Here is a 24732-nt window from a genome sequence, read left to right as displayed (position 1 = left end):
GGCGGCGGGCCTTCAGGCCGGGATGATCAAGGTTTGCGCTTCTGCTTGTCCTTCTGCATCTCGTGCGTGACGACACCGGCGCCCGCACCGGCCAAGCCGCCCAGGGCAGCACTGCCGACATTGCCGCCCAGCACGGCACCGCCCGTGGCGCCGATCAGGGCCCCGCTGGCCGCGCGCTGTTCCATGCTGTTGCCACAGGCGGCCAGCAGGCCCGCCAGGGCCACGGCGGCGGCGCCCGCGCGGATCGTCGCGATGGTGGACATTCGAACCTCCTCTTAACGGTTGCACCGGACAAGCAACACCCGTGCAGGTTCCAGGTTCCCTCGCATGGGGCCGATGCCACAACCGCATGCCAGGGAAAGGTCGGGGCATGCGCAGGAGATTTGAGGTAAAAAAGTCCAATAATATCAAGGTGTTTCGGATTGAGGTACTATAATACCGTTCCCCAGCCCATTGTTCATGCTGCATTTTTTGCTTGCCGCGATGCGGGTTTGGCCGTAAACCACCCACCGCTTCGGTGCCAGCCCGGTGGTTGGCGCCTTCATCCGTTCAAGCCCGAGTGCTCCGATGAAGACCTTTAACCTGAAGCCGTCCGAGATCGAGAAGAAGTGGATTCTGATCGATGCGGAGGGCGTTGTGCTGGGTCGTCTCGCCAGCCAGATCGCCATGATCCTGCGCGGCAAGACCAAGCCCACCTATACCCCGTTCCTGGATTGCGGTGACAATGTCATCGTCATCAATGCCGAGAAGGTCGTCCTGACCGGCAACAAGCGCCAGGATGCCATGTTCTACTGGCACACTGGCTATCCGGGCGGCATCAAGGGCCGTTCCGCCGGCCAGATCCTGGACGGCCGCTTCCCCGAGCGCGTCATCCTGAAGGCCGTCGAGCGCATGATCCCGCGCGGCCCGCTGGGTCGTCGCCAGATGTCCAACCTGCGCGTCTATGCCGGTGCCGAGCACCCGCACGCCGCCCAGGAGCCGGCGGTGCTGGACATTGCCGGCCTGAACGCCAAGAACAAGCGGAGCGCCTGATATCATGGCCACCATCAACAGCCTCGCTGACCTGAAGGCCGGCGCCGCCGCCGCTGTCACTGCCGCCCCGGATGCCCCGGTGGAGCCCAAGCTGGACGCTTTCGGCCGCGCCTATGCGACCGGCAAGCGCAAGGACGCCGTCGCCCGCGTGTGGCTGAAGCCCGGCACCGGCAAGATCACCGTGAATGGTCGCGAACTGGCGGTTTACTTCGCCCGTCCCGTGCTGCGCATGATGATCAACCAGCCGTTCCAGATCACCAGCCGGATCGAGCAGTTCGACGTTATCGCCACGGTTTCCGGTGGCGGTCTGTCGGGTCAGGCAGGCGCCCTGCGCCATGGTCTGTCCAAGGCCCTGACCTTCTTCGAGCCGGGCCTGCGTCCCTCGCTGAAGGCCGCCGGCCTGCTGACCCGCGATCCGCGCGTTGTCGAGCGTAAGAAGTACGGCAAGGCCAAGGCCCGCCGCAGCTTCCAGTTCTCCAAGCGCTGATGCGCCTGGATCCTGGCAAGCCTGGGTCCAAGGAATGGAGAAAGGGCGTTCCCGTGTGGGAACGCCCTTTTTCTTTTGGCCGGCCGGTGCCGGCCTCACATGCCTTCATAGTCGATGGTCCAGGGCTCCTTCTCCGCGTCGGCCAGCCATTCCCGCATGGCGGGCAGGTCGTGGATGGCCTCGACATAGGCGCCGGATACGGGGTCCAGTGCCACGCCCCAGGTGCGCAGGCGGGAACAGACGGGCGCAAACATGGCATCCGCGATGCCAAAGCCCCCGAACAGGAAGGGGCCACCCTGACCGAATCGTGCCCGGCAATCGGTGAAGATGGCCAGCACCCTGTCGATATCGGCCTGGGCCGCCGCGACCCGGGCCGGCCGGTCGTAGCGGCTGCGCATGTCCATGAACAGGTTGCGCCGCAGGTCGGGGAAGCCGGAATGCATTTCCGCCGCGACCGACCGCGCCACGCCACGGGCGACGGGGTCCGTGGGCCATAGCTCGGCCTGGGGGCACAATTCGTTGACATACTCACAGATGGCCAGGCTGTCCCATACCGTCACTGTGCCATGGTGAAGCACAGGTGCCTTGCCACTGGGGGCATGGGACAGCAGCCTGGCCTTCGTGTCGGTCTGGCGCAGCGGCACCACCTGTTCGTCAAAGGCCAGCCCGGCCTGCCGCATGGCCAGCCAGGGGCGCAACGACCACGAGGAATAGTTCTTGTTGCCCAGGACCAGGGTGAATGCGGGGGAGGGGGCGGCCGTCATGGGAGGTCCTGCTTCACCGTTGCTAAGAAAGGGCTGGAAGAGTAGGGCTGAAGGCCTGTGGCCACCAAGCCCGATTTGAGCGGGCTGCCCGATGGCCGAACCTGACAGCGCCTGATCCCTGAAGGAAGCCGCGACCGTGACTGCCCATTTGCTGACAGAGACCCCCGCCGACGCCGTGCCCGTGACCCTGCTGCGCAAGGAGGGGCTGGAGGAATGGCTGGCCTCGGTTCCCCAGGCGCAGGCGACCTGGGTCAAGCGCGTGGGCTTCACGGGGGCCGCCGGCTCCACGGCGTTGGTGCCGGGAAGCGACGGGGGCCTGGCTCGCGTGCTGGTGGGCATTGGCGAGCGGGTGGACATCTGGTCTCTGGCCGGGCTGCCTGCGACCCTGCCGGCCGGCAGCTATCTGCTGGAAACCGCCTTGGAAGCGGCGGCGGCCACGGCCGTGGCGACGGGCTGGGTGCTGGGCACCTATCAGTTCACCCGCTACAAGAAGGCGGGCCGGGGCTTTGCGGGACTGGTGCTGCCCGCCAATGCGGACGGGGCGGCGATAGCGCGGTTCACCAGAGCGGCCTTCATGGTGCGCGACCTGGTCAATACCCCGTGTGAAGATATGGGCCCCCCGCAACTGGCCGCAGTCGCCGCCGGTCTGGCGGCGGAATTCGGGGCCAGTTGCAGTGTCACCGTCGGTGACGACCTGCTGACGGCGAACTATCCCATGATCCATGCCGTTGGCCGGGCTGCGGTACGGCCCCCCTGCCTGATCGATCTTGTCTGGGGTGATGCCACGCACCCGCGCGTGACGCTGGTGGGAAAGGGTGTGTGCTTTGACACCGGCGGCCTGGACCTGAAGCCCGCATCCGGCATGCTGATCATGAAGAAGGACATGGGGGGCGGTGCGCATGCACTGGGTCTGGCCCGCATGATCATGGAAGCGGGGTTGCCCGTGCGCTTGCGTGTTCTGGTGCCGGCCGTGGAAAATGCCGTGGCGGGCAACGCCTTCCGTCCCATGGATATCCTGCCCACGCGCAAGGGCCTGTCGGTGGAGATCGGCAATACCGACGCGGAGGGCCGGCTGATCCTGTGCGATGCGCTGGCGGAAGCCGATTCGGAGAAACCCGCCCTGCTGCTGGATTTCGCCACCCTGACCGGTGCCGCGCGGGTGGCTCTGGGCCCCGACCTGCCGGCCCTGTTCAGCAATGACGATGCCTTGGCGGCCGACATCCTGACCGCGGGCATGGAGGTCGGCGACCCCATATGGCGGCTGCCGCTCTGGCAGGGATACCGGCCGCAACTGGACAGCAAGATTGCCGACCTGAACAACGCGCCTGCCGGCGGCATGGCGGGCGCCATCACGGCGGCCCTTTTTCTGGAACAATTCGTATCCAGGGAGACGCCATGGGCACATCTGGACCTGTTCGCCTGGAACAATTCCAGCCGCCCCGGCCGCCCAGAGGGCGGGGAGGCCATGACGCTGCGCGCTGTCTTCGCCGCTATCGCTGCCCGTTTCGGGAAGCTCTGAGGCAATCCCGCGGCCGGCCAGCCGCAGTCCAAACGGATAGCCTCTGTTCCGCTGCGGCTAATCCGCTTGACTCTGTGCGGGGATCGGTGTTTTCTCGATCCTGACCCGAAAAATTCGGGGTTCCATACCTCCAAAGGAGAGACACAATGTCTTCGAGCGATGTCAGCCTGACTTCCAGTATGCGCAGCAACCTGCTGCTGCTGCAAAAGACCAACCGCCAGGTCGAGTCCATCCAGACCAAGCTGGCGACGGGCAACAAGGTCAATTCGGCCCTGGACGGCCCCAATTCCTTCTTCGCGGCCAAGTCCCTGTCGACGCGGTCCAGCGACCTGTCGAGCCTCAAGGAATTGATGGGGCAGGCGATCAGCACGATCCAGGCCGGCGACAAGGGTATCACCGCGATCGAAAGCCTGGTCGAGCAGGCCCGCGGTCTGACCACCACCGCCTATTCCAATCTGGGTACCGACGCTGCGTCGGTCGCCACGCGCAAGTCGCTGGCCGACCAGTTCAACCGCATCAAGGAGCAGATCGACAAGATCGCCCAGGACAGCGGTTACGCCGGCAAGAACCTGCTGACCGGTTCCGGTCTCAGCCTGGACAGCACCTCGGAAAGCCGCACTGCCGTCAACTCGGTGACGGGTCTGTCGAACAGCCGGGTCACCAACGTGGTCCGCGCCGACACCTATTCCGTGAATGTCAGCGGCACCGGCGCCATCACCGCCAATCTGGGCGACATCGCCAAGGCCGAGGATGCGCGCGGCATCACCTCGCTGAAGGTGTCGGGCACGATCTCCTCCACGGCCGGCAACTTCGCCGATATCAGCATCGAGATGCGCGGCAACACGGGCCGTGAGCGCACCGTCGTTGTGACGGAGAACGGCGAATCGCGCACCATCAAGTTCTTCGACAATACGCAGAACGCGGTGGCCAGCACGACCACGGCTGGTGTGAGCGGGACCAGCCAGCAGTCGAAGGTGACGATCAGCGGCGCGGTCGAGGTGGGTGACACCTTCACGGCCACGGTCAACGGCACGGCCTACACCTACACCGTGACGCAGGATGATCTGGACGCTTTCAACAGCGGTGCGGGCACGGGCGACAACCCGGCCGATCGTCGCAAGGTCGTGGCCGAGGGCCTCTACAACGCGATGGTTGCCGATACCACGAACTTCAACGACTCCGGCACCGCCCTGGCCAATGGTGACGATACCGGCGCCCGCTTCAACGTCGCCTATAATGATGGCGAGGAACTGTTCATCGGGTCCGACTCGACGGCGGGCACGGGTGTGTCCTTCACGGTGGGTGCGTCGGCCAGCAACGCGGCTGAGAAGGCCGTGTCGATCACCTTCTCCTCTGGCACCACTGTCAGCTTCACGATCGACCGTACTTCGCTGGAAGCGTTGAACACCTCCGCCAATGGTACGTCGACGATCGAAAAGAATGTCGACATCACCCTGTCGGCCACCAACCTGAACGGTGTCACGGTCGAGCGGTCGGGTACCAACGCCCGCGGTAACGCCAAGCTGTCGGACGGTGAGAACTCCCTGAACTTCGACAGTGGCACGGTCCGCGTGACGGTGGATGCCAAGACCATCAAGGGTGCGGCTTCGGCCCAGAGCTCGGCAAACCTGACGACCGTGCAGCGCACGGACGCCAATACCGAGAACGACCTGTCGGTGCAGTTCAATTCCGACAACACCAGCAACATCCAGGTCGTCAGCCGGAATGTCCAGACGGATGGTCAGGGTCTGCGCGTCGACTATGCCCAGAACGGTTTCCTGGACCGGTCGGACATCGACAACGCCGTTGCCAGCCTGGATTACGCGAAGGCCACCTTGCGCAGCGCCTCCCAGTCGCTGTCCACGAACCTGAACGTCATCCAGACCCGTGAGAACTTCACCAGCGAGTTCTCCAACGTCCTGACGGAAGGCGCGAACAAGCTGACCCAGGCTGACCAGAACGAGGAAGGTGCGAACCTGCTGCTGTTGCAGACCCGCCAGCAGCTCGGCACGATCTCCCTGTCGCTGGCCAACCAGGCGCAGCAGTCGATCCTGCGGCTGTTCTAATAAGCCCAGGAGCCTGATGGCTAAGGGAACGGCGGGCTTCAAAAGCCCGCCGTTCTTGATTCCGGGATTGTCACCGCCGATATCCTGTCCATGGCGAATATGCCAGGGCTGGTGCCCCGCCTTTTTTCGTGACCTGGCGGTGACGGTGGCTTACTTCCTAGTCATTGCCGGGGTGGTCCGTCCCCTGCTGCCATACAGGGAATATTGCTGTGCCTTTGAAACTCGTTCTGCGACCTGGTGAAAAGCTCATCGTGAACGGTGCCGTCATTGGTGTCGGCGACCATCCGGTGTCGCTTTTCTTCTATAATAAGGTGAATTTCCTGCGCGGCAGGGAGATTTTGAAAGAAGAGAACTGCGATACGATTGAAAAGAAGCTCTATTTCATCATTCAGTTGATTTACATCTTTCCCGAGGATGCAGAACTTAACCTCATGAAGTTCGGCATCATCCTGGATGAGGTCCGGTCAGCGCGGCCCGATGATGCCGAACTGTTTGATGAGGTACAGCAGCTTGTCCAAGGCGGGAATTATTATCGCGCGTTGAAGATATGCCGGAAGCTGTTTCCGGCCGAAGGGGGGGAGACGGCCAAGGGTGAGAAGCCGGGCAAGGCGCCCGTCGTCGTCACCAAGGTTCGCCGCCGGTCACCCCCCACCACCTGACGCCGGCTCCCTCGCCGGCGGTGCGTGCGCTGCCCGTTTGTGTGCGGCCGCTCAGCCGGTGACAAGCCCGTCCCGGTCGACAAGGATGGTCCGGCAGGTATCCACAGGTCCCACCTGCCAGACAGCGGTTGCCCAGGACCAGCCGACCCCGAATCCCGACAGCAGCAGGTGACGCCGGTCGGACCGTAGCGACGGGCCCAGCGTGTCGCAGATGGCAAGCGGTATGGAAGCCGAACTGGTATTGCCGCGATCGGCCAGGGCCATGACCATCTGGCCTGTATCGGCACCGATCTTTTGCCCCAGCCGGCGTACCATCATCTCGTTGGCCTGATGCAGCACGACATGGTCCATCATCCTGATATCGCAGTCGGCGGCGGCCAACGTGGCAGCGATGGCCTTGGGCACTTCCCGCAGGGTGAAGGCGAAGACCTGTGTGCCATCCATGAACAGCTTTCCCCCATCGGGCCGCCGTGCCCCGCCACCCGGCTGGATGAGATAGGGCGCGCCGGTGCCATCGGTGCCGGCATCGATGGTCAGCATGCCGGCGCCGGGATCGAATTCCAGCGCGGTCACGCTGGCGGCATCCCCGAACAGGGGGGCCACGGAGCGGTCGTCACGGTCCAGGGTGCGGCTGGTCGTGTCACCGGCCACCAACAGGCAGCGCCCCCGGCCCATGCCGGACAGTAGCGAGGCGGCAAGCCAAAGGCCGTAGACATAGCCCGAGCATCCCAGCCCCACATCGAAGGCCGCACAATGCCGGCCCAACCCCAGGCGCTGCTGCAACAGGCAGGCCGTGGCGGGCAGGGGGTGGTCAGGCGTCTGCGTGACCGTGATCAGCAGGTCGATCGTCCCGGCCAGCCACCCGAGATCCGCCAGCAGGGCATGGGCCGCGGGCACGGCCAGGTCGGACATGCATTGGTCTGGACCGATGATATGACGCTGCCGGATACCGGTGGCGGCCGCGATCCGGCGGGCCTGATCGGCCCCGAACCGGGCGGCCATCTCCGCCTCGCCTTCGACCGTGGTGGGCAGGGCAGAGACGATGCCGCGCAAGGCGATGGCGTGGATACGGGCCTGAGCCATGTCGATCCCTCAGCAGGTGATGCCGCCATCGATGGTGATGGTCTGGCCCGTGATGAAGCGCGCGCCGTCACCCAGCAGGAACAGCACGGCGGGCACGATATCCCCGGCCGTGCCCAGGCGTGCCATCGGCGTGCGCCGGACGATCTGTTCGCGTTGCCCGGCAGAAAGGGTGTCGGACATTTCGGTATCGAGATAACCGGGCGCCACGCTGTTGACCGTGATTTGCCGCCGCCCGACCTCCCGTGCCAGGGCGCGCGTCAGCCCATCCAGCCCGGCCTTTGTTGCGGCATAGGCGGCCAGACCGGTATAGCCGCGCTGCCCGATGATGGAAGAAATGTTGATGATCCGCCCGCCGCCGGGCCGTGACAACATATGCCGCAACACCCCGCGCGCCATTTGTATGGCGCCCGTCAGGTTGGTCTGGATCAGGCTGTCCACCTCCACCAGCGGCAAGGTGGCCAGGATGCCCTCCCGCGCGATACCGGCATTGTTGACCAGGCCCCAGGGGGGGCCAAAGCGCTGCACGGCGGCCTTGACGAATGCCTGCGTGGATGTCGCGTCCCCGATATCCGCCACCTGCCAGAACAGACTGTCCGGATGGGCAGCCATCAGGCCGGGCAGGGCATCGCCCAGGGTGCGGCTGCAAGTCGCCACGGCATACCCCTCCTCCAGCAGGGCACGGGTTATGGACAGGCCCAGGCCACGGCTTCCGCCGGTGACGATGACGGGGCTTTTCATGCATCCTCCGCAAGGCGTCGTTTCTTGCCGGCTGCCGACAAGGGGAGCTGGTTCAGCAGCCGCAACCGCCGGGGCCGGGATGGCGGGGGCAGGTCAGACAGGGCGGCCTGAACCCGCGTTCTCCAGCCATCATCACCTTCCCAGGTGGGGGCAACAATGTCGGCGGCCACCAAGTATCCGGTGATGGGGCTGGGAATGCCATAGGCCACGGCGTCACTCACGCCGGTCAGCGACAGCAACCGCGCCTCGACCAGCGCAGGGTTCACCTTTGCCCCGCCAACATTGATCACAAGATCGTTCCGGCCCCGGAACAAAACCCTGTCGCCAACGATCTCCACAAGATCGCCGGTCTCCTGCCATGCCTCGCCCACCCGCACCTGCAAAATATCATTCCGGATACGGAATGAATAGGGACCAGGAGGGTCAGTCAGCCATCGGGCCGGAAAGCCGGCCTGTCCGTCGGCCACGGTGAACAGCCGTCCCCATTCCGTGCCTGCATAGATGCAGCGTAGCGGAACATCGGGAAACCGGGCGCGCAGGGCATCCAGCAGGGGCTGGTCCGCCGCCTCCCCGCCCAGCGTGATGCGCTTCAGGGGCGGTGTGGCGCCGGACAGCAGCAGCAGGCGCCAGAAGCTGGGCGTGGCGCTGATATGGCTGGCACCGCCTTCCAGAGCCAGTCGCACCAGCGTGGCGACATCGGCGGCGGGATCGGCCAGCAGGGTGCCGCCGCCGCGCATCGCGGTCAACAGCACCTGAAGGCCAGCGAAGCCGCAGGGGTCATATGTCAGCAGCCAGCGCCCGCCGGCCCCCCGCGTCGCTTCGATACCGGCCAGCACGGCATCGAACGGGCGGGTCACTCGCCTTGGCGTGCCTGTGGTGCCCGAGGTTTCCAGCAGCAGCAGGCGCTCCCGCCCCGTCATGGCCGTGGGCGGGGGCAAGCCGCCGCGCAGCAGGGCGACGGGCTGTTCGCGCTGCCAGCCCGCAACCAGGGTGGCCACCAGTCGCGGCAGATCGCCGCCGCCGGCCACAAGCGGACCGGATGACAGGCTGGCCGCCAGGTCTGACAGATCCGGCCAAGCCCATTCCCGGCCGCCGCAGACAAGGCGGAAACCGGGGTGGGTCCAGGGCGGGGTCAGGGCAGGTCGCATGGTGCCATCATGCGGCAGGGCAGGGGGGCAATCCAAGCCCTCTCACGGTCCACGCGCGGCATCCCAGGCCCAGATGATGCCGCCGATCAGCGTGAGCAGGCCGATCACGGTCACCAGGCCCCACAGAAACTGCTTGAACTCCCCTTGCTTCCAGGCACTGCGGGCCAGAAGCAGCAGGTAGAGGGCGACGCCGCCGGCGATCCATTGCCACACCGTCGGCATTGGCTACGCTGCCGTATAAAGGGCGGCCAGTTCGCCGGCGGTCGTGAACTGGCGGAAGCCCTGGCGGAACGGGTCCTTGCCCGTCTCCCCCTCCAGCGCCACGATCAGGGTGGCGAGGTCCAGGGAGTCGAAGGGCAGCGGGCCTTCCAGGAAAAGCGTATCGGCCGTGATGATCGCCGGCGCTTCGCCCTTGTCGGCCAGGATGCGGCCGACCTCGCGCCCGATCAGGGCCAGCATCGCGTTCTTGTCGGTCAATGGAAACTCCGGATCAGGGCGTTGACGCGGCTGGCCGCCTCCACATGCGGCATGTGGCCGGCACCATCCAGCAGGTGATAAGGGATGCCGGCGGGGATCAGGCCGGCCGCCGGGGGCGGCACGATAGTGTCCCGCCGCCCCCAGATGAGCTGAACGGGCGCGGCCGGTACCCAGTCCCGCTGAACCAGCCGTTCCGACAGGTCGGCGCGATTGGCATCCAGCAGGGATTTGATGGCTGCGCGGTTGGCCGGCTGCGACAGGCGCAGGGCCAGCGCGCGGGCCATCGGCTCCACCAGGGCACCGGGTTCGGCGAACAGCGCGCCGGCGGCCAGGCGTGCCTGTTCGATCGATCCCGCCTCGGCCAGCCTGTCCAGGAACAGGTGGTCCAGGTCACTGCCCAGGCCGGCACAGGCGATCAGGGTGGCCCGGCCCACCAGGGATGGCCGCTGATGGGCCAGGGACAATGCCACGCGGGCGCCCAGCGAATGGCCGACAATGTCCACACGCCCCACCCCCCAGGCATCGATCAGTCCGCCCACCCAGCGCGCCAGATCATCCACATGGCCATGACCGACATCCAGCGTGCTGGACCCGTGCCCCGGCAGATCCGGCGCCAGCACGGCACGGTCGGCGGCCAGGGCCGTCAGGTTGAACTGCCATGTCAGCGCGTCGCCGGCCAGCCCGTGCAGCAAGACCAGCGGCGGGGCATCCCCGTCGCCGGGTCCCAGGCGGCCGCCCATCAGCCAGGCCGCCGGGCCACCGGCCAGGTCGACCACCTGCCGCCGCGTGCGGCCGGCGGGGATGGCGGGGCGGGGCAGGCCGGACATCAGGCCAGATCGGCGCCCGTGAGGGCCAGAAGATCGGAAACCGTCCGGGCCTTCGCCAGGTCCTCGCCTGCGACGACATGGTCGAAATGCTCATCGACCAGGGCGATGAAGCTGATCACGGCTAGGCTGTCCCAGGCCTCCAGGCTGTCCAGCGGCGCATCGGGCGCCAGGGTGCCGGCATCCAGTTCCAGCATCTCCTCCAGGGCGGCCAGGAATTCGGCGCGGGTCATCATCATGCTCCTTCACTATTGCAGGGGGGCAGGGTCTTCTGCACCACCTCCCGATTGATCGCTGCCCATTCGGGATGCGCGCGCATGGCACCATCGGCATCCCGCCAGCCAAAGGCTGGATTAACGGGCAAAAGCCATTCCAGCAAGTGCCGTACCAGCAGGAGATCCTGTTCCGTATCGACGCACCAGCGCCACGGGGCGTCAAGGTCCGGATCGGTCAGCCAGGACAGGCGGAACCGCTCTGGCCGGCGCCAGATGAAGGGCAGGACATGCTCACGCTCGAAATCCTCCTGCGCGTCGGTCCAGGCAGCCTGCAACGCGCCCATGGACACCAGTTCCGCGTCCAGCCCGCGCGGATAGCGCGACACGTCGATGGCGGCATAATCCGGCGGGGGGGTGGTGCCATCATGCAGCGCCACGAGCGTATCGACCAGGGCGGGGTCGATCAGCGGGCAATCGCCTGTGAAGCGCACGGCGATGTCGGCCCCCTGGCCATAGGCGGCGCGGTAGAATTGGTCCAGCACGTCCGTTTCGCTGCCGCGGAATACGGGAACGTCCAGGGCCGCGGCGTGATCGGCCAGTGCATCGTCGCCGGGCCGGTCGCTGGTGGCGAGGCACAGTCCATCCAGCCGGCGGCAGCGACGCAGCCGTTCCACCTGATGGGCGATCAGGCTTTTGCCCGCGACCTGCATCATGACCTTGCCCGGCAGCCGGGTGGAACCCATCCGGGCCTGGATGACGCCGATCACGCGCGGGGCGGCCTGTATCATGGGGCCCGGCCCAGCATGGTCCAGTCCACCGGTTCGCCACGCTTCAGATCGCGGGCGGCCGTGCGGCCCAGTATGTCGGGCAGGTGCTTGGGGGCGAGACCCAGGCCCGGCCGGATGGACCTTACATCCCCCTCGCCCAGCACGGTGCCCGCTGGCACGTCGCGGTTGACGTAAAGGGAACGGCGAAAGGTCCTGCCGCCCGCCTCCGACGGTTTCAGGGCATAGGAGATGCTGCCAAGGGCGGCGTGTGCCATGTGGCAGGCATCGGCCATGGCCCGGAATTCGGCGGGCTCCAGCGAAAAGGCCGCATCCGGCCCCCCATCGGCGCGGGCCAGCGTGAAATGCTTCTCCACGATGACGGCCCCCAGCGCCACGGCTGCCACGGGCACGGCCACCCCCATCGTATGGTCCGACAGGCCTACCGGCAGGCCGAAGGCCGCCGCCATGTGCGGGATCGTGCGCAGGTCGCAATCCTCCACCGGCGTCGGATATCCCGATACGCAATGCAGCAGCGCGATGCTGCCGGCCCCGGCCGCCTGTGCCGTGGCCACTGCTTCCGCGATCTCTCCCAGGGATGCCATGCCCGTGGACATGATCAGCGGCTTGCCCGTGGCCGCGGCCCTGCTGATCAGGGGCAGGTCGATCAGTTCGAAACTGGCGATCTTGTAGGCGGGCGCCCCCAGCCCTTCCAGCAGGTCAATGGCCGTGGGGTCGAAGGGGCTGCTGAAAATAGCGATGCCGGCCTCACGGGCATGGGCGAACAGCGCCTCGTGCCAGTCCCAGGGAGTATGTGCCTCCCGGTAGAGCTCATGCAGCGACCGGCCGGCCCAAAGCCCGCCCTCCAGCCGGAATTCCGGCCGGTCGACATCCATGGTGATGGTGTCGGCCGTGTAGGTCTGGAGCTTCACCGCATCGGCCCCGGCATCCCGGGCGGCATCGATCAGGCGTCGGGCGCGGTCGATATCGCCATTATGGTTGCCGGACATTTCCGCGATGAGAAAGGGCGGCTGGCCGGGCTGGAAACGGTTGGGAAAGCGGGTCATGCGGGATGGCCGGATGGGGAAGGGCATCCGATGCTAGCACCGACAGGGGGGCGGGCGGAAGCGGTCAGCCCAAAAGGTCAGCCGCCGGCAGGCTTGCGCCGTTTCTTCGGTGCCGCCGCCTCCACATCGTCCAGATAGACGATGAGGTTCAGCGCGCCGCCGATCACCTCCACGAACTTGTTGGACATGGCAGGCAGGCGGATCTTGCGCTCGATGCAGTAATTGACCAGCGATGCCGCCAGTTCGGCGGCGTTGCGCTTCACCTGGTGATGCTCGCCGTCATTGTCCTCGATCGTCAGCGTGGCGGACACGGGCTCTTCCGTCAGGGCCAGGCCGACGACCTGTCCGACGGGAATCTTCACCCGCTGCTTGCGCAACAGGTCGATGATGGCCTGGATCGATTCGCGTTCGGTGAAGCCGAGCGTGCGCATCTCTTTCACGCGCGTGCCCTCCGTTTCCACAATAAAACCGTGCGTACCGTAGAGCCCGGGTCGCACGCATCCTAGGGTTTTTTCGTCTTATAGCCTTGAGGTCAGGTTTGCCGGAGCAGGCCGGCAGTGAGTGCATCGTGGAAATGACGGATACGATCCTCGTTGCGGCCCAGAAGTGCGGCCCCCTCGGCATGGTGCAGGCCGGCCCCCACGGCGGCACAGACCGCCCTGTCTTCGGACAGAAGTTCTTCGTTCAGGGCCGCCAGATGGGTGGTGACGGCCGCCAGCGCCGCCCGGCTGGCCCCCTCACGGGCGGGGGCCAGGCACAGGCGATAGCGCAGGGTGAAGCTTTCGGGCCCGGTGGGTTCCAGCGTCTGGACGCTCATCATCCGGCCGGCGGTGATGCCGATGGCCAGATTGGGGAACAGGAGCAGATGGACATAGCCTTCCATGCCCGCAACCGCCTGCACCGGGGCCAGGCCCAGCCGCTTGCCCGCCCCCTCCCACCAGCGTTGCGCCTCCGCCCGGATGCCGGCATAGCCCGTGGAATGCGGGCCCGTGCCTTCCACGCGCCAGGACCCATCCACCACGGTGCGGAAGCTGTCGGGATGCACGGCATCGACGTGATAGACCTCCAGCACATTCTCCACCCCCACCTTCCAGTTGGCGGCCCAGGTTTGTGCCGCCTGGGCGAAGGGGGCGGCCATGCCGTCCGACAGCGCTTGCAGCAGGTCCCGGTAGGGGCCCAGCCAGTCGGCCAGCGATGGCCCGCCGGGCGTGACGCGCACGAACAGGAAACGGCCGGCCCGGTCCAGTTCATAGCGGCGCAGGGCCAGCCCCTGCCGGGCGGCCCGGTCCAGGCCGAAACATTCGGCATTGCCCGGAACGCCCACGGGCACCCCGTCCCGGTCATAGGTCCAGCCATGATAGGGGCAGCGCAGGGGGCCGCCCGCCACACCCTGTTCCCCCATCCGTAACCGGGCGAACCGGTGGGAACAGACATTGCGCAGGGCACGCACCTCGCCATCGAAATCTTGTACCAGCACCGGTTCCCCCGCGATCTGCCGGGCCAGCCAGGAACCGGGGGCCGCCAGTTCATCGGTGAAGCCCACGAACTGCCAGCTTCGGGCGAACAGGTCGCGCTGTTCGGCGGCGAAGATCGCCGGGTCGCGGTAATCGGCTGCGGAAAGGGCGGCAGGGCGGGCCAGCATGTGGGGAGCGTCCAGGGCAGGGAGCAGACAGAAGGGAAATGGCGGGTGCCATCCGCACCCGCCATCATGTGCCGGGCAAGCGGGACCGGGCAAGCGGGGAACGTCGATATTCAGTTCTGGCCGGTCCGGGCCGGCCCCGCCGCCAGCCGGGCCAGCAGGGCGGCGGCCACCCGATCCGCCCCCAGCCCGTCGATGCCATCCATCGTGATGCGACGGGACAGGTCCAGCCGGCGTGCGGGGTCGGCCCATAGCGACAGGGCCATGGTGGCAATGGCGTCCGCCGCGGCGGCGCGGTCGCCGCGGCCGTCGATGACGGCGGCCCAGCCGCGGGCCCGTGCATCCTCGCCCGCGGGAGCCTGATTGTCGGCCACGATGGCCAGCAGGCAGGGTGTGGCCAGCGCCGCCAGTTCGGCCACCGTGCCGCCACCGGCCGTTATGGCCAGCCCGCACCCGGCCATCAGCGCGCCGATCCGGCGGCTGTCCACATGCAGGGCGATGCGGCCGGCATGACGGGCACAGGCTGCCGTCACGCAATCCAGCGCCGGATTGCTGCCACCGGCTACGACTTCCAGCCGTACACCGGGCGGCAGGGCAGGTGCCAGCCGCTTGACCACCGGCACGGTCAGTCCGGCCGGATCAGACCCGCCGAAGGTCAGCAGGATGGTGTCGCGTTGGTCCGGTGGCGGCCGCGATGCATTGGCCGCGCGACGGATCTCCGCGCGCAGCAGCAGGAAGGCGGGCCCGAACAGGCGCCCCGCCCCCGGTGCCCGGCGATCATAGGGCAGGTCGGCGGCACGCGATGCGGGGTTCCACACCATATCGGCATGCAGATCGGTGTCGGCCAGATCATCCAGCGCCAGCACGGCGCGGAACCCCGGCCGCACGGTCCGGCGCCAGCCGGCATCCAGCCAATAGCTGTCCACCACCAGAGCCGCCGCGTCCAGCCGGTTTCCCAGCGCCAGGGTGGCCGTGGCGTCGTCGCCGTCCAGCAGGTGAAGATCGATCCCTTCATCCCGCAGCCGACCCGCCAGGGCGGGGGTGATTTCCATGCAGGCGAAGGCGGCACGGGCCCCTTGCGCCCGCAAGGCCTCTGCCAGCGCCAGACAGCGCATGACATGCCCAGTACCCTTGGCCGGGCTGGCATCGGCGCGGATCAGGATCAGCGGCATGGGCGCCTGTGCTGGATCGGTACGGGGCAGGAGGAATGCCGACAAATGTCTGAAATCCCTATCATGGCCGGCCGGCGCACGGCAAGGTTCCCCCTTTGCAGCACCTGCCGGACCGGTGTAGCTTCTACGGCCATGCCGACCATCCGCAATCTGACCCTGTCACAGATCATCCGCCGTGCCCGGCAGGATCATCGGAACCTGCCCTATGACCTGCTGCCCCTGTCGGGCGGACCAGGGCGGCGGCGCTGGCTGGCATGGCTTGCCACGCTGGGCCGTCCGCGCATGACGTCGCCGCCGCAGCAGGAAGCGCGGCGCCTGCATGAACAATTGCTGGATCGGGGCTATACCGAGCCGCTGGCCCTTTTGACCGCCGGGCAGGCCATGGCGGCGCGCGACTGGTTCGACGACCAGGACTGCCACGATCCTTATCGCCCGCATCTCGGCCGTTTCCGGCACGGCGCCGTGCCGTCAGAGGAAACGAACATGGGCTATTACAGCCAGGATCAAATCCTGGCGGCACCGGGTCTGTGGGCCCTGTTCAACCATCCGCTGGTGCTGGATGTGGCTGGCCTGTTCCTGGGCTGCAAGCCAACGCTGGACAATATCGGGGCCTGGTGGTCTTTCACGGCGCGCACCCAGGCCAAGGGCACGCAGTGGTTCCATCGCGATTGGGACAATATTCGCGGCTTCAAGCTGTTTGTGTATCTGAGCGATGTGGGGCCGGATGACGGGCCGTTCGAGTATGTTGCGACCTCGCAACGCGATGAACGGCTGGTGGAGATCAACCGTCTGTCGGACGAGAAAGTGGCAACTGTCCTGGGAGACCTGCCGTCCGTTTCCGTCACGGGTGCGGCGGGCACGGTCTTCCTGGCGGATACGTTCGGCGTGCATCGCGGCAGGCTGCCGCTGGCGCGATCCCGATTGCTGGCGACGGCGCAATATGGTGTCTGGCGCACGCCACACAGCGCCCCCCAGCCTTTCATGCCCCGCCGCGACGGCTTCGATCCCTATATCAACCGTGCCCTCATGCGGTAAGCGTCCGGCTTGGAGCCGGGGCGGGGTTTATGTTCTAGTGGGGCCAGAGACAAGGATCGGGACAGCCAAGCATGAAGGCCATCATCGAAGGGGTGCGGATCGCGGGTGTGCGGGCCGTCGTGCCGCGCCAGCGCCATTCCTTTGTCGAAACGCCGGGGATTTTCACGCAGGAGGAGGCGCGCAAGCTGCATGCCGGCATCGGCGTCTATGAACGCCGTGTGCTGCCGCCGCCCTATTGCGCATCCGACATGTGCCGTGCCGCCGCCGAGGGGCTTCTGGAACAACTGGGCTGGGACCCGGCGTCCGTCGATATACTGGTCTTTGTCAGCCAGGATGTCGATTACGTGCTGCCCGTCACCGCCGCTGTGCTGCAGCGCCATCTGGGCTTGCCGACAAGTGCGGCCTGTTTCGACGTGACGCTGGGCTGTTCGGGCTTCGTTTATGGTGTGTGGATGGCGTCGAAGCTGCTGGGCGGTTCCACGGCCAAACGGGCGCTCGTCCTGTGCGGGGACAATTCCACCCGCTGGCTGCATCCGCAGGACAAGGCCACCCTGCCGCTGTTCGGGGATGCCGGGTCGGCCACGGCGCTGGAGATCGACCCCGCGGCGCCGGCCATGCATGTCAGCCTGGGAACCGATGGCGGCGGGGCGAAGCACATCTTCGTGAAGGCGGGTGGCAAGCGCGATTGCCTGATCCCCACCGATCCCCCCCGGTCGGAAGCGGAGATGGAACGGCTCTACCGTGATGCGCGCCTGCATCTGAACGGGGCGGAGGTATTCACCTTCACATTGCGCGCCGTCCCGGGCCTGCTGAAGGAGGCGATGGCGGATGCCGGGGTGACGGTGGACACGCTGGACTTTGTCGTGCCGCACCAGGCCAACAAGATGATGCTGGACCATATCCGCAAGAAGATCGGCTGCGATCCCGGCAAATACATCATCGACATGGAGAAGTACGGCAACACCAGCAGCGCGTCGGTGCCTTTGGCCATCTGCTCGCGGCTGGGCGGGGAACTGACGGCGGGGCCGCGCAAGCTGCTGATGGCCGGGTTCGGTGTCGGCTGGTCCTGGGGAACGATCCTGGCCGATATCGGCCCCATTCCGGCACCGGCCGTGGCCGAACTGCCGGCGGATTACCCGGCAATGGTGGTGTGATCCGGTGCCGGGCTATTCCACATCCTGCGGGTGGCTGCCGCTTTCATAGACGCGCAGGTTCAGCACTTCCTCGCGCGTGCGCCGCATGGCCTGGCGCGGCCGGTCCAGCCAGTTGGAGATCAGCGGACCGCCGATGAAGGAGACGCCGGCCGCCTCGCAGAACTCTCCCATGGCACTGTCCATCACCCCTTCCACCGAGGTACGCAGGCGCAGCTTGGCGGCCGTGGTGGCAAAGCGCAGCATGTCCTGTCGCAACCGGTCGCCGGCCGTTCCCGGCGGCAGGGCGGTGCAGGCCACCTTGGCGCCGGCGGCGGCAACGGCCGGCAGGTCGCCGCTGCCGGCTTCCAGCATCACCATGGTCATGCGGCCGAAGGGGCGGAGCAGGGACACCATCTCCGCCAGCCGGCCAACCGGCACACCCGAGGGGGCTCCCACGATGTGGTAGGTCAGAAAGGGACGCATATGGCCGGGGATTTCCAGCAAGGCCGCCTGGAACTCCCGCCGTCGGCCGATGACGGCCAGACTTTCGAAATGCACCGGCAGCGACAGGAAGAAGCGTACCCGCTGATCGTGCAGTTCCAGCGCCGACACGACGGCGCTGCGCATGACCTGGATATCCATCTCCAGAATCGGCGCCGGGTCTTCCGGATTTTCCAGGCAATCATACCCCCAGACGGGGGAGCGTTCGGGACGGGAACGCATGGGCCGTGCCATGAATACCGAGACCGTTCCCGTGCGTGTATCCCAGAAGGGGGCATACTTGATTTCCAGCGGCCCCCAGTTTTCCTGGGAATTGTAGCGATAGCCGTTCCAGGGCTTGGTGGAGGACTGGTCGGCGGCCACATCCTCCCGCGCCTGCGTGGCGAAATTGTCAAGCATGTCGCACAGGCGGGCCGGTTCGAACATCACATCCGAGTTCATCTCGTAGACGGCGGTATGGACGACGATCGACTGGGCGTCCGCCTCTCCCAACAGCATGCGTTGCAGTTCCTCCAGAATCTTGGCGCAGATCAGCCGAGATTCGGAAGGGCCAAGGCTGGCGAAGACCACGACATAGGATTCATTATTGTACCGGAACCAGGCGTCCGCCGGCTTCAATTGCTGGCGCAGCAGGCGTTCCGTCAGTTGATGGACGCGATCGGCGACGGCCCCCCAGCGGTTTCCCAGTTTCTCCCGGAGGCTTTCCAGCCCCACCAGATGGATGCTGCCCGCCTGTGTGGGGTCATTATTCTTGAAGATGCGACGCAGGGTTGGGCCCAGTTCGGAGCTGGAGCCCGTCGTCTTGCCGACCTTGCCGGAGTGGGGGGAGAAAATCTGCCCATAGTGTGCCGCCGGCCGCGCTCGTCGGGGCCGTCCACTCCCTTCTTCAGGCTCACTGACAGCAATGCTCTCAGTATCTTCCCGATGCTCATCGGCGTTTTCTTTCTCCGCGCTTCTTAAGCATATTATGGTCTTCTAAGTGTTAAGTAAACGTAAAATGCTTAAAATTCTATCGATCTGCATAATACACTACACACACAATCACTTTGTGTCATGTGATTCATTCAGGAGGGTGCTTAATATTGTCTTGATTTATGGAAATTCTATACTTTTATACATAGTCATTTCGGCGTTAATTAGTTAATATTGGCTGTCTTATATTTAAAGTTATCGGACATTCGACCGGAGGAAACATTCAGGCTATAGCTTTCGCATAGCCGATCGAACGTTCGGAAATTGATTGGCATTTCCGGACTGCTGCGCGACATTCCGACGCGCAACCATTCGCATCCCGACAGGGCATGTTAGTGGTGGATCATCATAAATCGAATAGCAGATATGCGTTAATATGAGATTTTCTACAACTTTACCCTGTCTGGGATGCGGCCAACATCATCAACCGGTCACGTTTGCGTCCATGTCGCGGAACAATCCGAAACGGTGACGCACGGCGGCCCAATCGGCTGCCCGCATTTCAAACAGATGCACGTCGCGCGGGGTGCCGTCCTTCAGGGCATGGTCCTTCAGCACGCCGACATGGCGATAGCCCAGCAGTGCCTGTCCCTTCAGCACCCGCGGGTTGCTGTCGAAAATCTGGTTGACCAGCTTGCGCAGGCCCAGCGTGTGGAAGCAGTGATTGAGCATCGGGGCGAAGTTCAGGGCGCCGATGCCCGTCCGCCCCCGCCTGTCGCCCATATAGACGCCGATGGTGCCGATCCGCCATTCGGCATGGGTGACCGTGATGCTGCCATACCCGACATCCACACCATCCACCTGGATGATGCGGTGGACATAATCCGCGCGCGCGTTGGATCGTTCGATCCAGGCGCGCTGCCGGTCGATGTCATCCGGCACATCGCTGAAGGATTGCGCGGCGATTTCGGGCAGCCGGCGCCAGGCCAGCAGCAGGGCGGCGTCATCGGTCGTCGGGGGCCTGAATGTCAGCGACGGGCTCATGCGGGGACGCACTCCGGGTCCAGGATGGCGGCCAGGGCGGCATGAAAATCGCCGATGCGCTGTTCGCGCCAGCCCAGCATGCCGGGACCGGTGGCAGCGCCCCTTGCCTGCTGCACCTGCTCGCACAGCGGCCTGTCCTCTTCGATCACCTGGCGGGCAGAGCTGGACAGCATGCTGGCCAGCCCCCGGCGGAAACTGCCGGCCCGCCGGTCATCCGGCTGGTCGGTAGCCAGATATATCCGCCATTCCAGCCGGCTGCACCCCACGGACAGGGGCACGATGCGATGGACGATGACCATGGCTCCGTGAAAGCTGGAAACATAAAGATCGGGGAAGATGAAGGTATGGTCGTACCGGTTCTGGTCGCTGAACCGGCGCAGCCTTCCCCGTGCGACCAGCTTGTCCCACCATCCGGCTGTGCTGTCCGACAGTTTCCAGCTTGACCGGCTGTGCGGGCCGGCGCGCCACGTTTCCAGGTGCCGGCGCCAGTCGGCATCGACGGCCGGGTGGATGGTCTGCGGATGCACCGTCGATCCGTGGAAGTCATCCAGCGTGTTTTCGGCCAGAATCTTCCAGTTCGCGGCGAATTCCAGGCTGTCCGAGGCAACCGGGCTGTCGTCCATCACCAGGGACAGCCGTTCCAGTTGCGCGGCGAAGGGCAGCAGCCAGTCGGACAGGGGCGGCGCGTCGGGCGTCTGCCGGCAGAAAACAAAACGACCGCAGGCCGTGACGGCGGCGTCCCCGGCAATGTCGGGATCACCTGCCAGCCCGGCGAAGCGCCAGGGCAGGCATGTGGACAACGCCGCATCCTCGGCCCGATGGGCCGCCGGATCATGGAACCAGCCGGGGGGCAGCAGGGTGCGCCGGGGCGGGGCCAGATCATAGCTCAGCATGCGCCCTCCCGCCCGGCGGAGGGACGGTGCAGGATCACCCCGTTGGTCCCGATCACGGCGCCGTCGGGCAGATGCGTGCGCCCGGCTGCCATCCAGCCAAGCGGAATGCCCGCATCGGCCGACGGATCGGCATGGACGAAGACCAGGCCATGGGTTGCGGTCACGGCGATGGGGGGAAGGGCAAGGGCACGGCGTCCGGCCTCGTCCAGATGGAAGTCGGTATCGTTGAAGGGAATGGCACGCGGCACACCGTCGGCATCATAGACCCAGGCGTGGTAGGGGCAGCGCAGGGGACCCTTGCCGGCCGGTTCCGTCAGCATCCGGGCGAAGCGGTGCGAACAGACATTGCGGAACCCGCGCAGGTCGCCCTGGAAATTCCGGACCAGCACAGGGATCGCGCCGGCCCAGCCCGCGATCCACCGGCCGTTGCCGTCTACATCCGCCATCCTGCCCAGCAGTACCCAGCCGGTCATGCCGTGCGGCCCCCGTCCACCACCATGGCCGTGCCCGTGATCCAGCGCGCAGCGTCGGACAACAGGAAGCAGATGGCGTTGGCCACATCGTCTGGATGGCCGAAGCCCAGGGGCTGCAGCTTTTCCAGATTCGCAATCTGATCAGTATTGAGCTTCTCGAAACCGCGTTCGATCAGTTCGGTCATGACGATGGACGGCACGACGCAATTGACGCGGACGGCATCGGGCAGCATCTCTGCCGACAGGCCCTTGGTGGCGGCGATGATGCCGCCCTTGGCCGCGGCATAGACGACATTGGCCGGCGAGGCTGCCGTGGCCGCCGTGGAGGAGATATAGACCAGGCTGGCCTTCTCCGCCTTCACGCCCTTCTGCCGCAATCCCTTCGCCAGGGCCAGGGAGGCGCCGAGGTTGGTCCGCATCACCTCGTCGAAGAAATCGGCCTGGAAGATACGGATGGGGCGCAGGGTCTGGATGCCTGCGCAATGGGCCAGCCCGTCGATGGGGCCGCTGGCGGCGGCCAACGTCTTCATCCAGCCCGGAATGGCATCGACGGCTGACAGGTCGAAGGCCGAAGCGTGATGATCATGGCCGGCCAGTGCGTCCAGCGTCGCGGCCAGGCGTCCGGCGTCGCGACCCGTCACGGTCACACGCGCGCCCAGGCGGGATGCCAGCACGGCCGTGGCCCGGCCGATGCCGGCCGACGCGCCCGTGACCAGGATGTGGCGGCCCGACAGATCCATGGGGTTGGTGATGGCAGGCATGGGACTATCCCCTGACGATGCGGAACAGGGCCGTGACGACCCTTTCATGGTCCGCCATGGACATGGCGGGATAAAGCGGCAGAGACAGGCAGCGCGCATACCACGCCGCGGCGCCGGGCAGGTCCAGGTCGCCATAGAGCTTGCGGTAATAGGGCTGCGTATGCACGGGGATGTAATGGACCTGGCTGCCGATGCCATCCCGGCGCAGGGCCCCCATGAAGCCGGCCCGGTCCAGGCCCAGGGCCGCGAAATCAACCAGCACCGCATAAAGATGCCAGGCGGCCTGCACCCCCGCCACGCGACCGGCCGGACGCAGCACCGGGGCCAGCGGCGTCAGGGCCGCGTCGTAGGCATCGACCAGCGTCTGTCGCGCCCGCATGAAGGCATCCAGCTTGCCGAGCTGCGACAGGCCCAGGGCCGCCTGGATGTCGGTCATCCGGTAATTGAGGCCCAGGTCAGGCATTTCGTAATACCAGGGATTGGGCGTGCCGTCGGCAGCCAGGGCGGCGGCCGGATTGGCGAAGGCCGAGGGTTCGCGCACCATGCCGTGGCAGATCGCGGCGCGTACCCGCCGGGCCAGCGTGTCGTCGGCGGTGGTGACCATGCCGCCTTCCCCCGTGGCCATGGTCTTGACCGGGTGAAAGGAGAAGCAGGCCAGATCGGACCGGTCGCAGGCACCCACGGCCACCGGTCGCCCGTCATGTCCCGTCAGGCGGGTACCGACGGCATGGGCCGCATCCTCCACGATGGCCAGCCCCTCCCCGGTGGCCAGGGCGGAGAGCCCGGCCATGTCCGCCGTCTGGCCGGCAAGATGCACCGGGGCCAGGGCCCGGACCCGCCAGCCGCGCGCCCTGGCCCGGTCCAGGGCGCCTGCCGCGTCCTGCGGGCGCATCAGGCCCGTGTCGGGATCGACATCGGCGAAGGCCACCTGCGCCCCGGCAAGGCGCACGGCGTTGGCCGTGGCCAGGAAGGTGATGCTGGGCACGACCACGGCATCCCCCGGACCCAGGTCCAGCGCCAGCATCGACACATGCAGGGCGGCCGTGGCGCTGGTGCAGGCCACGGCATGGCGCGCACCGACCTTTTCCGCGAACGCGCGCTCGAACCAGCCCACATTGGGGCCCTGTGTCAGCCAGTCCCCCCGCAGCACCTGCTTCACGGCGGCGATGTCGGCCTCGTCGATCCATTGCCGCCCATAGGGCAGGAAGGGCCCCCTGCTCATGGTCACGGGTTGCGTTCCAGCAGGACGCGCATGGCGGCGGCGGTCAGCCATTCGGGGTTCGTGTCGCTGCGGTAATTGAACCCGTCGGGCACCGCCCCCGCCCCCTGCTTGGCATAGGGGCCGCGGTCCCACCATTTGAAGGCCGGCTCGATGATGAAACGGTCGGGCAGCTCGACCGTCTGGCGGGCATCATCCTCGGTGATCATGATCTCGTGCAGCTTCTCGCCGGGACGGATGCCGACGATGCGATGCGGCAGATCCGGCGCCATGGTGCGGGCCAGATCCACGATGCGCATGGACGGGATCTTGGGCACGAAGATTTCCCCGCCCTGCATCATCGCGAAACACGAGGCAACGAAATCCACCCCTTTGTCCAGTGTGATCCAGAAGCGGGTCATGCGGGTGTCGGTGATGGGCAGTTCCTTCGCCCCTTGTGCAATCAGCCCGCGGAAGAACGGCACCACCGACCCGCGCGAGCCGACGACATTGCCATAGCGCACCGCCGCGAACCGCGTGCCCACGGACCCCGACAGATTGTTGGCCGCCACGAAGATCTTGTCCGACGCCAGCTTGGAGGCGCCATAGAGGTTCACGGGGCTGGCGGCCTTGTCGGTCGACAGGGCGACGACCTTCTTCACCTTGTTGGCAAGGGCGGCCTGCACCACGTTCTCCGCGCCGTTCACATTGGTGCGGATGCATTCGATCGGGTTATATTCCGCCGTGGGCACATGCTTGAGCGCCGCGGCATGGATACAGTAATCCACCTCCCGCATCGCCATGGAAAGCCGCTGCTGGTCGCGCACGTCGCCGATGAAGAAACGCAGCACGTCGCGGTTGTCCATGTCGGCGAACTGCTGCTGCATCTCGTACTGCTTGAACTCGTCGCGGGAAAAGATGACAAGCCGGCGCGGCTTGGCATGTTTCAACAGAAAACGGGTGAATTGCCGGCCGAACGAGCCGGTGCCGCCAGTGATCAGGATGGACGCCCCCTTGAACAGGACGGGGGCGCGGGGGGAAGGCGTGGTCATCGTCGTGGCGGGTCCGCTGGCGGCCAATTGATGGGGCCATGCTAGCCAGTTTGGCCCACCGGGTTAAGCAATTCCG

General features: G+C 66.2%; 28 protein-coding genes. 7 read left to right on the top strand and 21 right to left on the bottom strand.

Features of this window, described 5'->3' with window-relative positions:
- Positions 1 to 26 precede the first annotated feature (26 nt).
- Positions 27 to 263: a hypothetical protein gene (locus ABC728_RS09270; protein ID WP_416620511.1), complete on the bottom strand. Its 237-nt coding sequence runs from the start codon at positions 261 to 263 to the stop codon at positions 27 to 29.
- Between the two features lie 304 nt (positions 264 to 567).
- Between ABC728_RS09270 and rplM the strand changes: the two genes are divergently transcribed.
- Positions 568 to 1032 (top strand): 50S ribosomal protein L13, encoded by a 465-nt coding sequence (gene rplM, locus ABC728_RS09265; RefSeq protein ID WP_416620510.1) that lies wholly within the window; start codon positions 568 to 570, stop codon positions 1030 to 1032.
- 4 nt (positions 1033 to 1036) lie between these two features.
- A complete protein-coding gene (gene rpsI, locus ABC728_RS09260) occupies positions 1037 to 1519 on the top strand; it encodes a 30S ribosomal protein S9 (RefSeq protein ID WP_416620509.1) in 483 nt (160 codons plus the stop codon).
- A 95-nt stretch (positions 1520 to 1614) separates the two neighbouring features.
- Here the strand turns inward: rpsI and ABC728_RS09255 are convergent, their stop codons facing one another.
- Entirely contained in the window at positions 1615 to 2283 is a 669-nt protein-coding gene (locus tag ABC728_RS09255) for a glutathione S-transferase family protein (RefSeq protein ID WP_416620508.1), read from the bottom strand.
- Between the two features lie 136 nt (positions 2284 to 2419).
- Between ABC728_RS09255 and ABC728_RS09250 the strand changes: the two genes are divergently transcribed.
- From ABC728_RS09250 to ABC728_RS09240, 3 genes are all read left to right on the top strand, one after another.
- Positions 2420 to 3802 (top strand): leucyl aminopeptidase family protein, encoded by a 1383-nt coding sequence (locus ABC728_RS09250; RefSeq protein ID WP_416620507.1) that lies wholly within the window; start codon positions 2420 to 2422, stop codon positions 3800 to 3802.
- A 146-nt stretch (positions 3803 to 3948) separates the two neighbouring features.
- Entirely contained in the window at positions 3949 to 5868 is a 1920-nt protein-coding gene (locus ABC728_RS09245) for a flagellin N-terminal helical domain-containing protein (RefSeq protein WP_445376358.1), read from the top strand.
- A 209-nt stretch (positions 5869 to 6077) separates the two neighbouring features.
- Positions 6078 to 6527 carry a flagellar biosynthesis repressor FlbT gene (locus tag ABC728_RS09240; RefSeq protein WP_416620505.1) on the top strand — a complete coding sequence of 150 codons (450 nt, stop codon included), beginning with the start codon at positions 6078 to 6080 and terminating at the stop codon, positions 6525 to 6527.
- Positions 6528 to 6578: 51 nt separating this feature from the next.
- Here ABC728_RS09240 and ABC728_RS09235 read toward each other — a convergent pair whose 3' ends face one another.
- From ABC728_RS09235 to pseG, 12 genes are all read right to left on the bottom strand, one after another.
- On the bottom strand, positions 6579 to 7610 hold the full coding sequence (locus tag ABC728_RS09235; protein WP_416620504.1) for a 3-oxoacyl-ACP synthase III family protein: 1032 nt from the start codon (positions 7608 to 7610) through the stop codon (positions 6579 to 6581).
- 9 nt (positions 7611 to 7619) lie between these two features.
- A complete protein-coding gene (locus ABC728_RS09230) occupies positions 7620 to 8348 on the bottom strand; it encodes an SDR family NAD(P)-dependent oxidoreductase (RefSeq protein WP_416620503.1) in 729 nt (242 codons plus the stop codon).
- The gene (locus ABC728_RS09225) at positions 8345 to 9496 is read right to left on the bottom strand and encodes an AMP-binding protein (RefSeq protein ID WP_416620502.1); all 1152 of its coding nucleotides are present in this window, start codon (positions 9494 to 9496) and stop codon (positions 8345 to 8347) included. Before ABC728_RS09225 ends, ABC728_RS09230 begins: the two co-directional genes overlap by 4 nt.
- A 42-nt stretch (positions 9497 to 9538) precedes the next feature.
- A complete protein-coding gene (locus tag ABC728_RS09220; RefSeq protein ID WP_416620501.1) occupies positions 9539 to 9718 on the bottom strand; it encodes a hypothetical protein in 180 nt (59 codons plus the stop codon).
- 3 nt (positions 9719 to 9721) lie between these two features.
- The gene (locus ABC728_RS09215; RefSeq protein WP_416620500.1) at positions 9722 to 9973 is read right to left on the bottom strand and encodes an acyl carrier protein; all 252 of its coding nucleotides are present in this window, start codon (positions 9971 to 9973) and stop codon (positions 9722 to 9724) included.
- A complete protein-coding gene (locus tag ABC728_RS09210) occupies positions 9970 to 10800 on the bottom strand; it encodes an alpha/beta fold hydrolase (protein WP_416620499.1) in 831 nt (276 codons plus the stop codon). The genes ABC728_RS09215 and ABC728_RS09210 overlap by 4 nt, the downstream gene beginning before the upstream one ends.
- Complete coding sequence (locus ABC728_RS09205) at positions 10800 to 11036, bottom strand: acyl carrier protein (protein ID WP_416620498.1); 237 nt, start codon at positions 11034 to 11036, stop codon at positions 10800 to 10802. Before ABC728_RS09205 ends, ABC728_RS09210 begins: the two co-directional genes overlap by 1 nt.
- Entirely contained in the window at positions 11033 to 11800 is a 768-nt protein-coding gene (locus tag ABC728_RS09200; RefSeq protein ID WP_445376357.1) for a cytidylyltransferase domain-containing protein, read from the bottom strand. Before ABC728_RS09200 ends, ABC728_RS09205 begins: the two co-directional genes overlap by 4 nt.
- On the bottom strand, positions 11797 to 12843 hold the full coding sequence (gene pseI, locus ABC728_RS09195) for a pseudaminic acid synthase (RefSeq protein WP_416620496.1): 1047 nt from the start codon (positions 12841 to 12843) through the stop codon (positions 11797 to 11799). The genes ABC728_RS09200 and pseI overlap by 4 nt, the downstream gene beginning before the upstream one ends.
- 77 nt (positions 12844 to 12920) lie before the next feature.
- On the bottom strand, positions 12921 to 13283 hold the full coding sequence (locus ABC728_RS09190; RefSeq protein ID WP_416620495.1) for a hypothetical protein: 363 nt from the start codon (positions 13281 to 13283) through the stop codon (positions 12921 to 12923).
- A 92-nt stretch (positions 13284 to 13375) separates the two neighbouring features.
- Positions 13376 to 14485 (bottom strand): aromatic ring-hydroxylating oxygenase subunit alpha, encoded by a 1110-nt coding sequence (locus tag ABC728_RS09185; protein WP_416620494.1) that lies wholly within the window; start codon positions 14483 to 14485, stop codon positions 13376 to 13378.
- Between the two features lie 110 nt (positions 14486 to 14595).
- Positions 14596 to 15699 (bottom strand): UDP-2,4-diacetamido-2,4,6-trideoxy-beta-L-altropyranose hydrolase, encoded by a 1104-nt coding sequence (gene pseG / locus ABC728_RS09180; RefSeq protein WP_416620493.1) that lies wholly within the window; start codon positions 15697 to 15699, stop codon positions 14596 to 14598.
- Between pseG and ABC728_RS09175 the strand changes: the two genes are divergently transcribed.
- Positions 15700 to 16689, top strand: a complete 990-nt coding sequence (locus tag ABC728_RS09175; protein ID WP_416620492.1) for a hypothetical protein — start codon at positions 15700 to 15702, stop codon at positions 16687 to 16689.
- Positions 16690 to 16760: 71 nt separating this feature from the next.
- The gene (locus ABC728_RS09170) at positions 16761 to 17843 is read left to right on the top strand and encodes a 3-oxoacyl-ACP synthase III family protein (protein WP_416620491.1); all 1083 of its coding nucleotides are present in this window, start codon (positions 16761 to 16763) and stop codon (positions 17841 to 17843) included.
- Between the two features lie 12 nt (positions 17844 to 17855).
- On the opposite strand, the gene ABC728_RS09165 is transcribed toward ABC728_RS09170, so the two are convergent.
- The 7 genes from ABC728_RS09165 to pseB all read right to left on the bottom strand — a co-directional run bounded on the left by ABC728_RS09165 (position 17856) and on the right by pseB (position 24656).
- Positions 17856 to 19037: a hypothetical protein gene (locus ABC728_RS09165; protein WP_445376356.1), complete on the bottom strand. Its 1182-nt coding sequence runs from the start codon at positions 19035 to 19037 to the stop codon at positions 17856 to 17858.
- 681 nt (positions 19038 to 19718) lie between these two features.
- Entirely contained in the window at positions 19719 to 20279 is a 561-nt protein-coding gene (locus ABC728_RS09160) for a GNAT family N-acetyltransferase (RefSeq protein WP_416620489.1), read from the bottom strand.
- A complete protein-coding gene (locus ABC728_RS09155; RefSeq protein ID WP_416620488.1) occupies positions 20276 to 21172 on the bottom strand; it encodes an RHO alpha subunit C-terminal catalytic domain-containing protein in 897 nt (298 codons plus the stop codon). The genes ABC728_RS09160 and ABC728_RS09155 overlap by 4 nt, the downstream gene beginning before the upstream one ends.
- The gene (locus ABC728_RS09150; protein ID WP_416620487.1) at positions 21166 to 21645 is read right to left on the bottom strand and encodes a Rieske 2Fe-2S domain-containing protein; all 480 of its coding nucleotides are present in this window, start codon (positions 21643 to 21645) and stop codon (positions 21166 to 21168) included. Before ABC728_RS09150 ends, ABC728_RS09155 begins: the two co-directional genes overlap by 7 nt.
- A complete protein-coding gene (locus ABC728_RS09145; RefSeq protein ID WP_416620486.1) occupies positions 21642 to 22406 on the bottom strand; it encodes an SDR family NAD(P)-dependent oxidoreductase in 765 nt (254 codons plus the stop codon). Before ABC728_RS09145 ends, ABC728_RS09150 begins: the two co-directional genes overlap by 4 nt.
- A gap of 4 nt (positions 22407 to 22410) precedes the next feature.
- On the bottom strand, positions 22411 to 23628 hold the full coding sequence (pseC, locus tag ABC728_RS09140; protein WP_416620555.1) for a UDP-4-amino-4,6-dideoxy-N-acetyl-beta-L-altrosamine transaminase: 1218 nt from the start codon (positions 23626 to 23628) through the stop codon (positions 22411 to 22413).
- Between the two features lie 2 nt (positions 23629 to 23630).
- Positions 23631 to 24656 (bottom strand): UDP-N-acetylglucosamine 4,6-dehydratase (inverting), encoded by a 1026-nt coding sequence (gene pseB / locus ABC728_RS09135; RefSeq protein WP_416620485.1) that lies wholly within the window; start codon positions 24654 to 24656, stop codon positions 23631 to 23633.
- Between the last annotated feature and the right edge of the window lie 76 nt (positions 24657 to 24732).

This window comes from Niveispirillum fermenti, assembly GCF_052474395.1.
The sequence above is the reverse complement of the archived record's forward strand: the minus strand, read 5'-3'. Positions and strand labels throughout refer to the sequence as shown.

What these genes read in the sequence shown, in the direction of transcription:
- ABC728_RS09270 (WP_416620511.1), bottom strand. Translation starts at nt 263, where the DNA reads ATGTCCACCATCGCGACGATCCGCGCGGGCGCCGCCGCCGTGGCCCTG.
- rplM (WP_416620510.1), top strand. Translation starts at nt 568, where the DNA reads ATGAAGACCTTTAACCTGAAGCCGTCCGAGATCGAGAAGAAGTGGATT.
- rpsI (WP_416620509.1), top strand. Translation starts at nt 1,037, where the DNA reads ATGGCCACCATCAACAGCCTCGCTGACCTGAAGGCCGGCGCCGCCGCC.
- ABC728_RS09255 (WP_416620508.1), bottom strand. Translation starts at nt 2,283, where the DNA reads ATGACGGCCGCCCCCTCCCCCGCATTCACCCTGGTCCTGGGCAACAAG.
- ABC728_RS09245 (WP_445376358.1), top strand. Translation starts at nt 3,949, where the DNA reads ATGTCTTCGAGCGATGTCAGCCTGACTTCCAGTATGCGCAGCAACCTG.
- ABC728_RS09235 (WP_416620504.1), bottom strand. Translation starts at nt 7,610, where the DNA reads ATGGCTCAGGCCCGTATCCACGCCATCGCCTTGCGCGGCATCGTCTCT.
- ABC728_RS09230 (WP_416620503.1), bottom strand. Translation starts at nt 8,348, where the DNA reads ATGAAAAGCCCCGTCATCGTCACCGGCGGAAGCCGTGGCCTGGGCCTG.
- ABC728_RS09225 (WP_416620502.1), bottom strand. Translation starts at nt 9,496, where the DNA reads ATGCGACCTGCCCTGACCCCGCCCTGGACCCACCCCGGTTTCCGCCTT.
- ABC728_RS09220 (WP_416620501.1), bottom strand. Translation starts at nt 9,718, where the DNA reads ATGCCGACGGTGTGGCAATGGATCGCCGGCGGCGTCGCCCTCTACCTG.
- ABC728_RS09210 (WP_416620499.1), bottom strand. Translation starts at nt 10,800, where the DNA reads ATGTCCGGCCTGCCCCGCCCCGCCATCCCCGCCGGCCGCACGCGGCGG.
- ABC728_RS09205 (WP_416620498.1), bottom strand. Translation starts at nt 11,036, where the DNA reads ATGATGATGACCCGCGCCGAATTCCTGGCCGCCCTGGAGGAGATGCTG.
- ABC728_RS09200 (WP_445376357.1), bottom strand. Translation starts at nt 11,800, where the DNA reads ATGATACAGGCCGCCCCGCGCGTGATCGGCGTCATCCAGGCCCGGATG.
- pseI (WP_416620496.1), bottom strand. Translation starts at nt 12,843, where the DNA reads ATGACCCGCTTTCCCAACCGTTTCCAGCCCGGCCAGCCGCCCTTTCTC.
- ABC728_RS09185 (WP_416620494.1), bottom strand. Translation starts at nt 14,485, where the DNA reads ATGCTGGCCCGCCCTGCCGCCCTTTCCGCAGCCGATTACCGCGACCCG.
- ABC728_RS09175 (WP_416620492.1), top strand. Translation starts at nt 15,700, where the DNA reads ATGTCTGAAATCCCTATCATGGCCGGCCGGCGCACGGCAAGGTTCCCC.
- ABC728_RS09170 (WP_416620491.1), top strand. Translation starts at nt 16,761, where the DNA reads ATGAAGGCCATCATCGAAGGGGTGCGGATCGCGGGTGTGCGGGCCGTC.
- ABC728_RS09160 (WP_416620489.1), bottom strand. Translation starts at nt 20,279, where the DNA reads ATGAGCCCGTCGCTGACATTCAGGCCCCCGACGACCGATGACGCCGCC.
- ABC728_RS09155 (WP_416620488.1), bottom strand. Translation starts at nt 21,172, where the DNA reads ATGCTGAGCTATGATCTGGCCCCGCCCCGGCGCACCCTGCTGCCCCCC.
- ABC728_RS09150 (WP_416620487.1), bottom strand. Translation starts at nt 21,645, where the DNA reads ATGACCGGCTGGGTACTGCTGGGCAGGATGGCGGATGTAGACGGCAAC.
- ABC728_RS09145 (WP_416620486.1), bottom strand. Translation starts at nt 22,406, where the DNA reads ATGCCTGCCATCACCAACCCCATGGATCTGTCGGGCCGCCACATCCTG.
- pseC (WP_416620555.1), bottom strand. Translation starts at nt 23,628, where the DNA reads ATGAGCAGGGGGCCCTTCCTGCCCTATGGGCGGCAATGGATCGACGAG.
- pseB (WP_416620485.1), bottom strand. Translation starts at nt 24,656, where the DNA reads ATGACCACGCCTTCCCCCCGCGCCCCCGTCCTGTTCAAGGGGGCGTCC.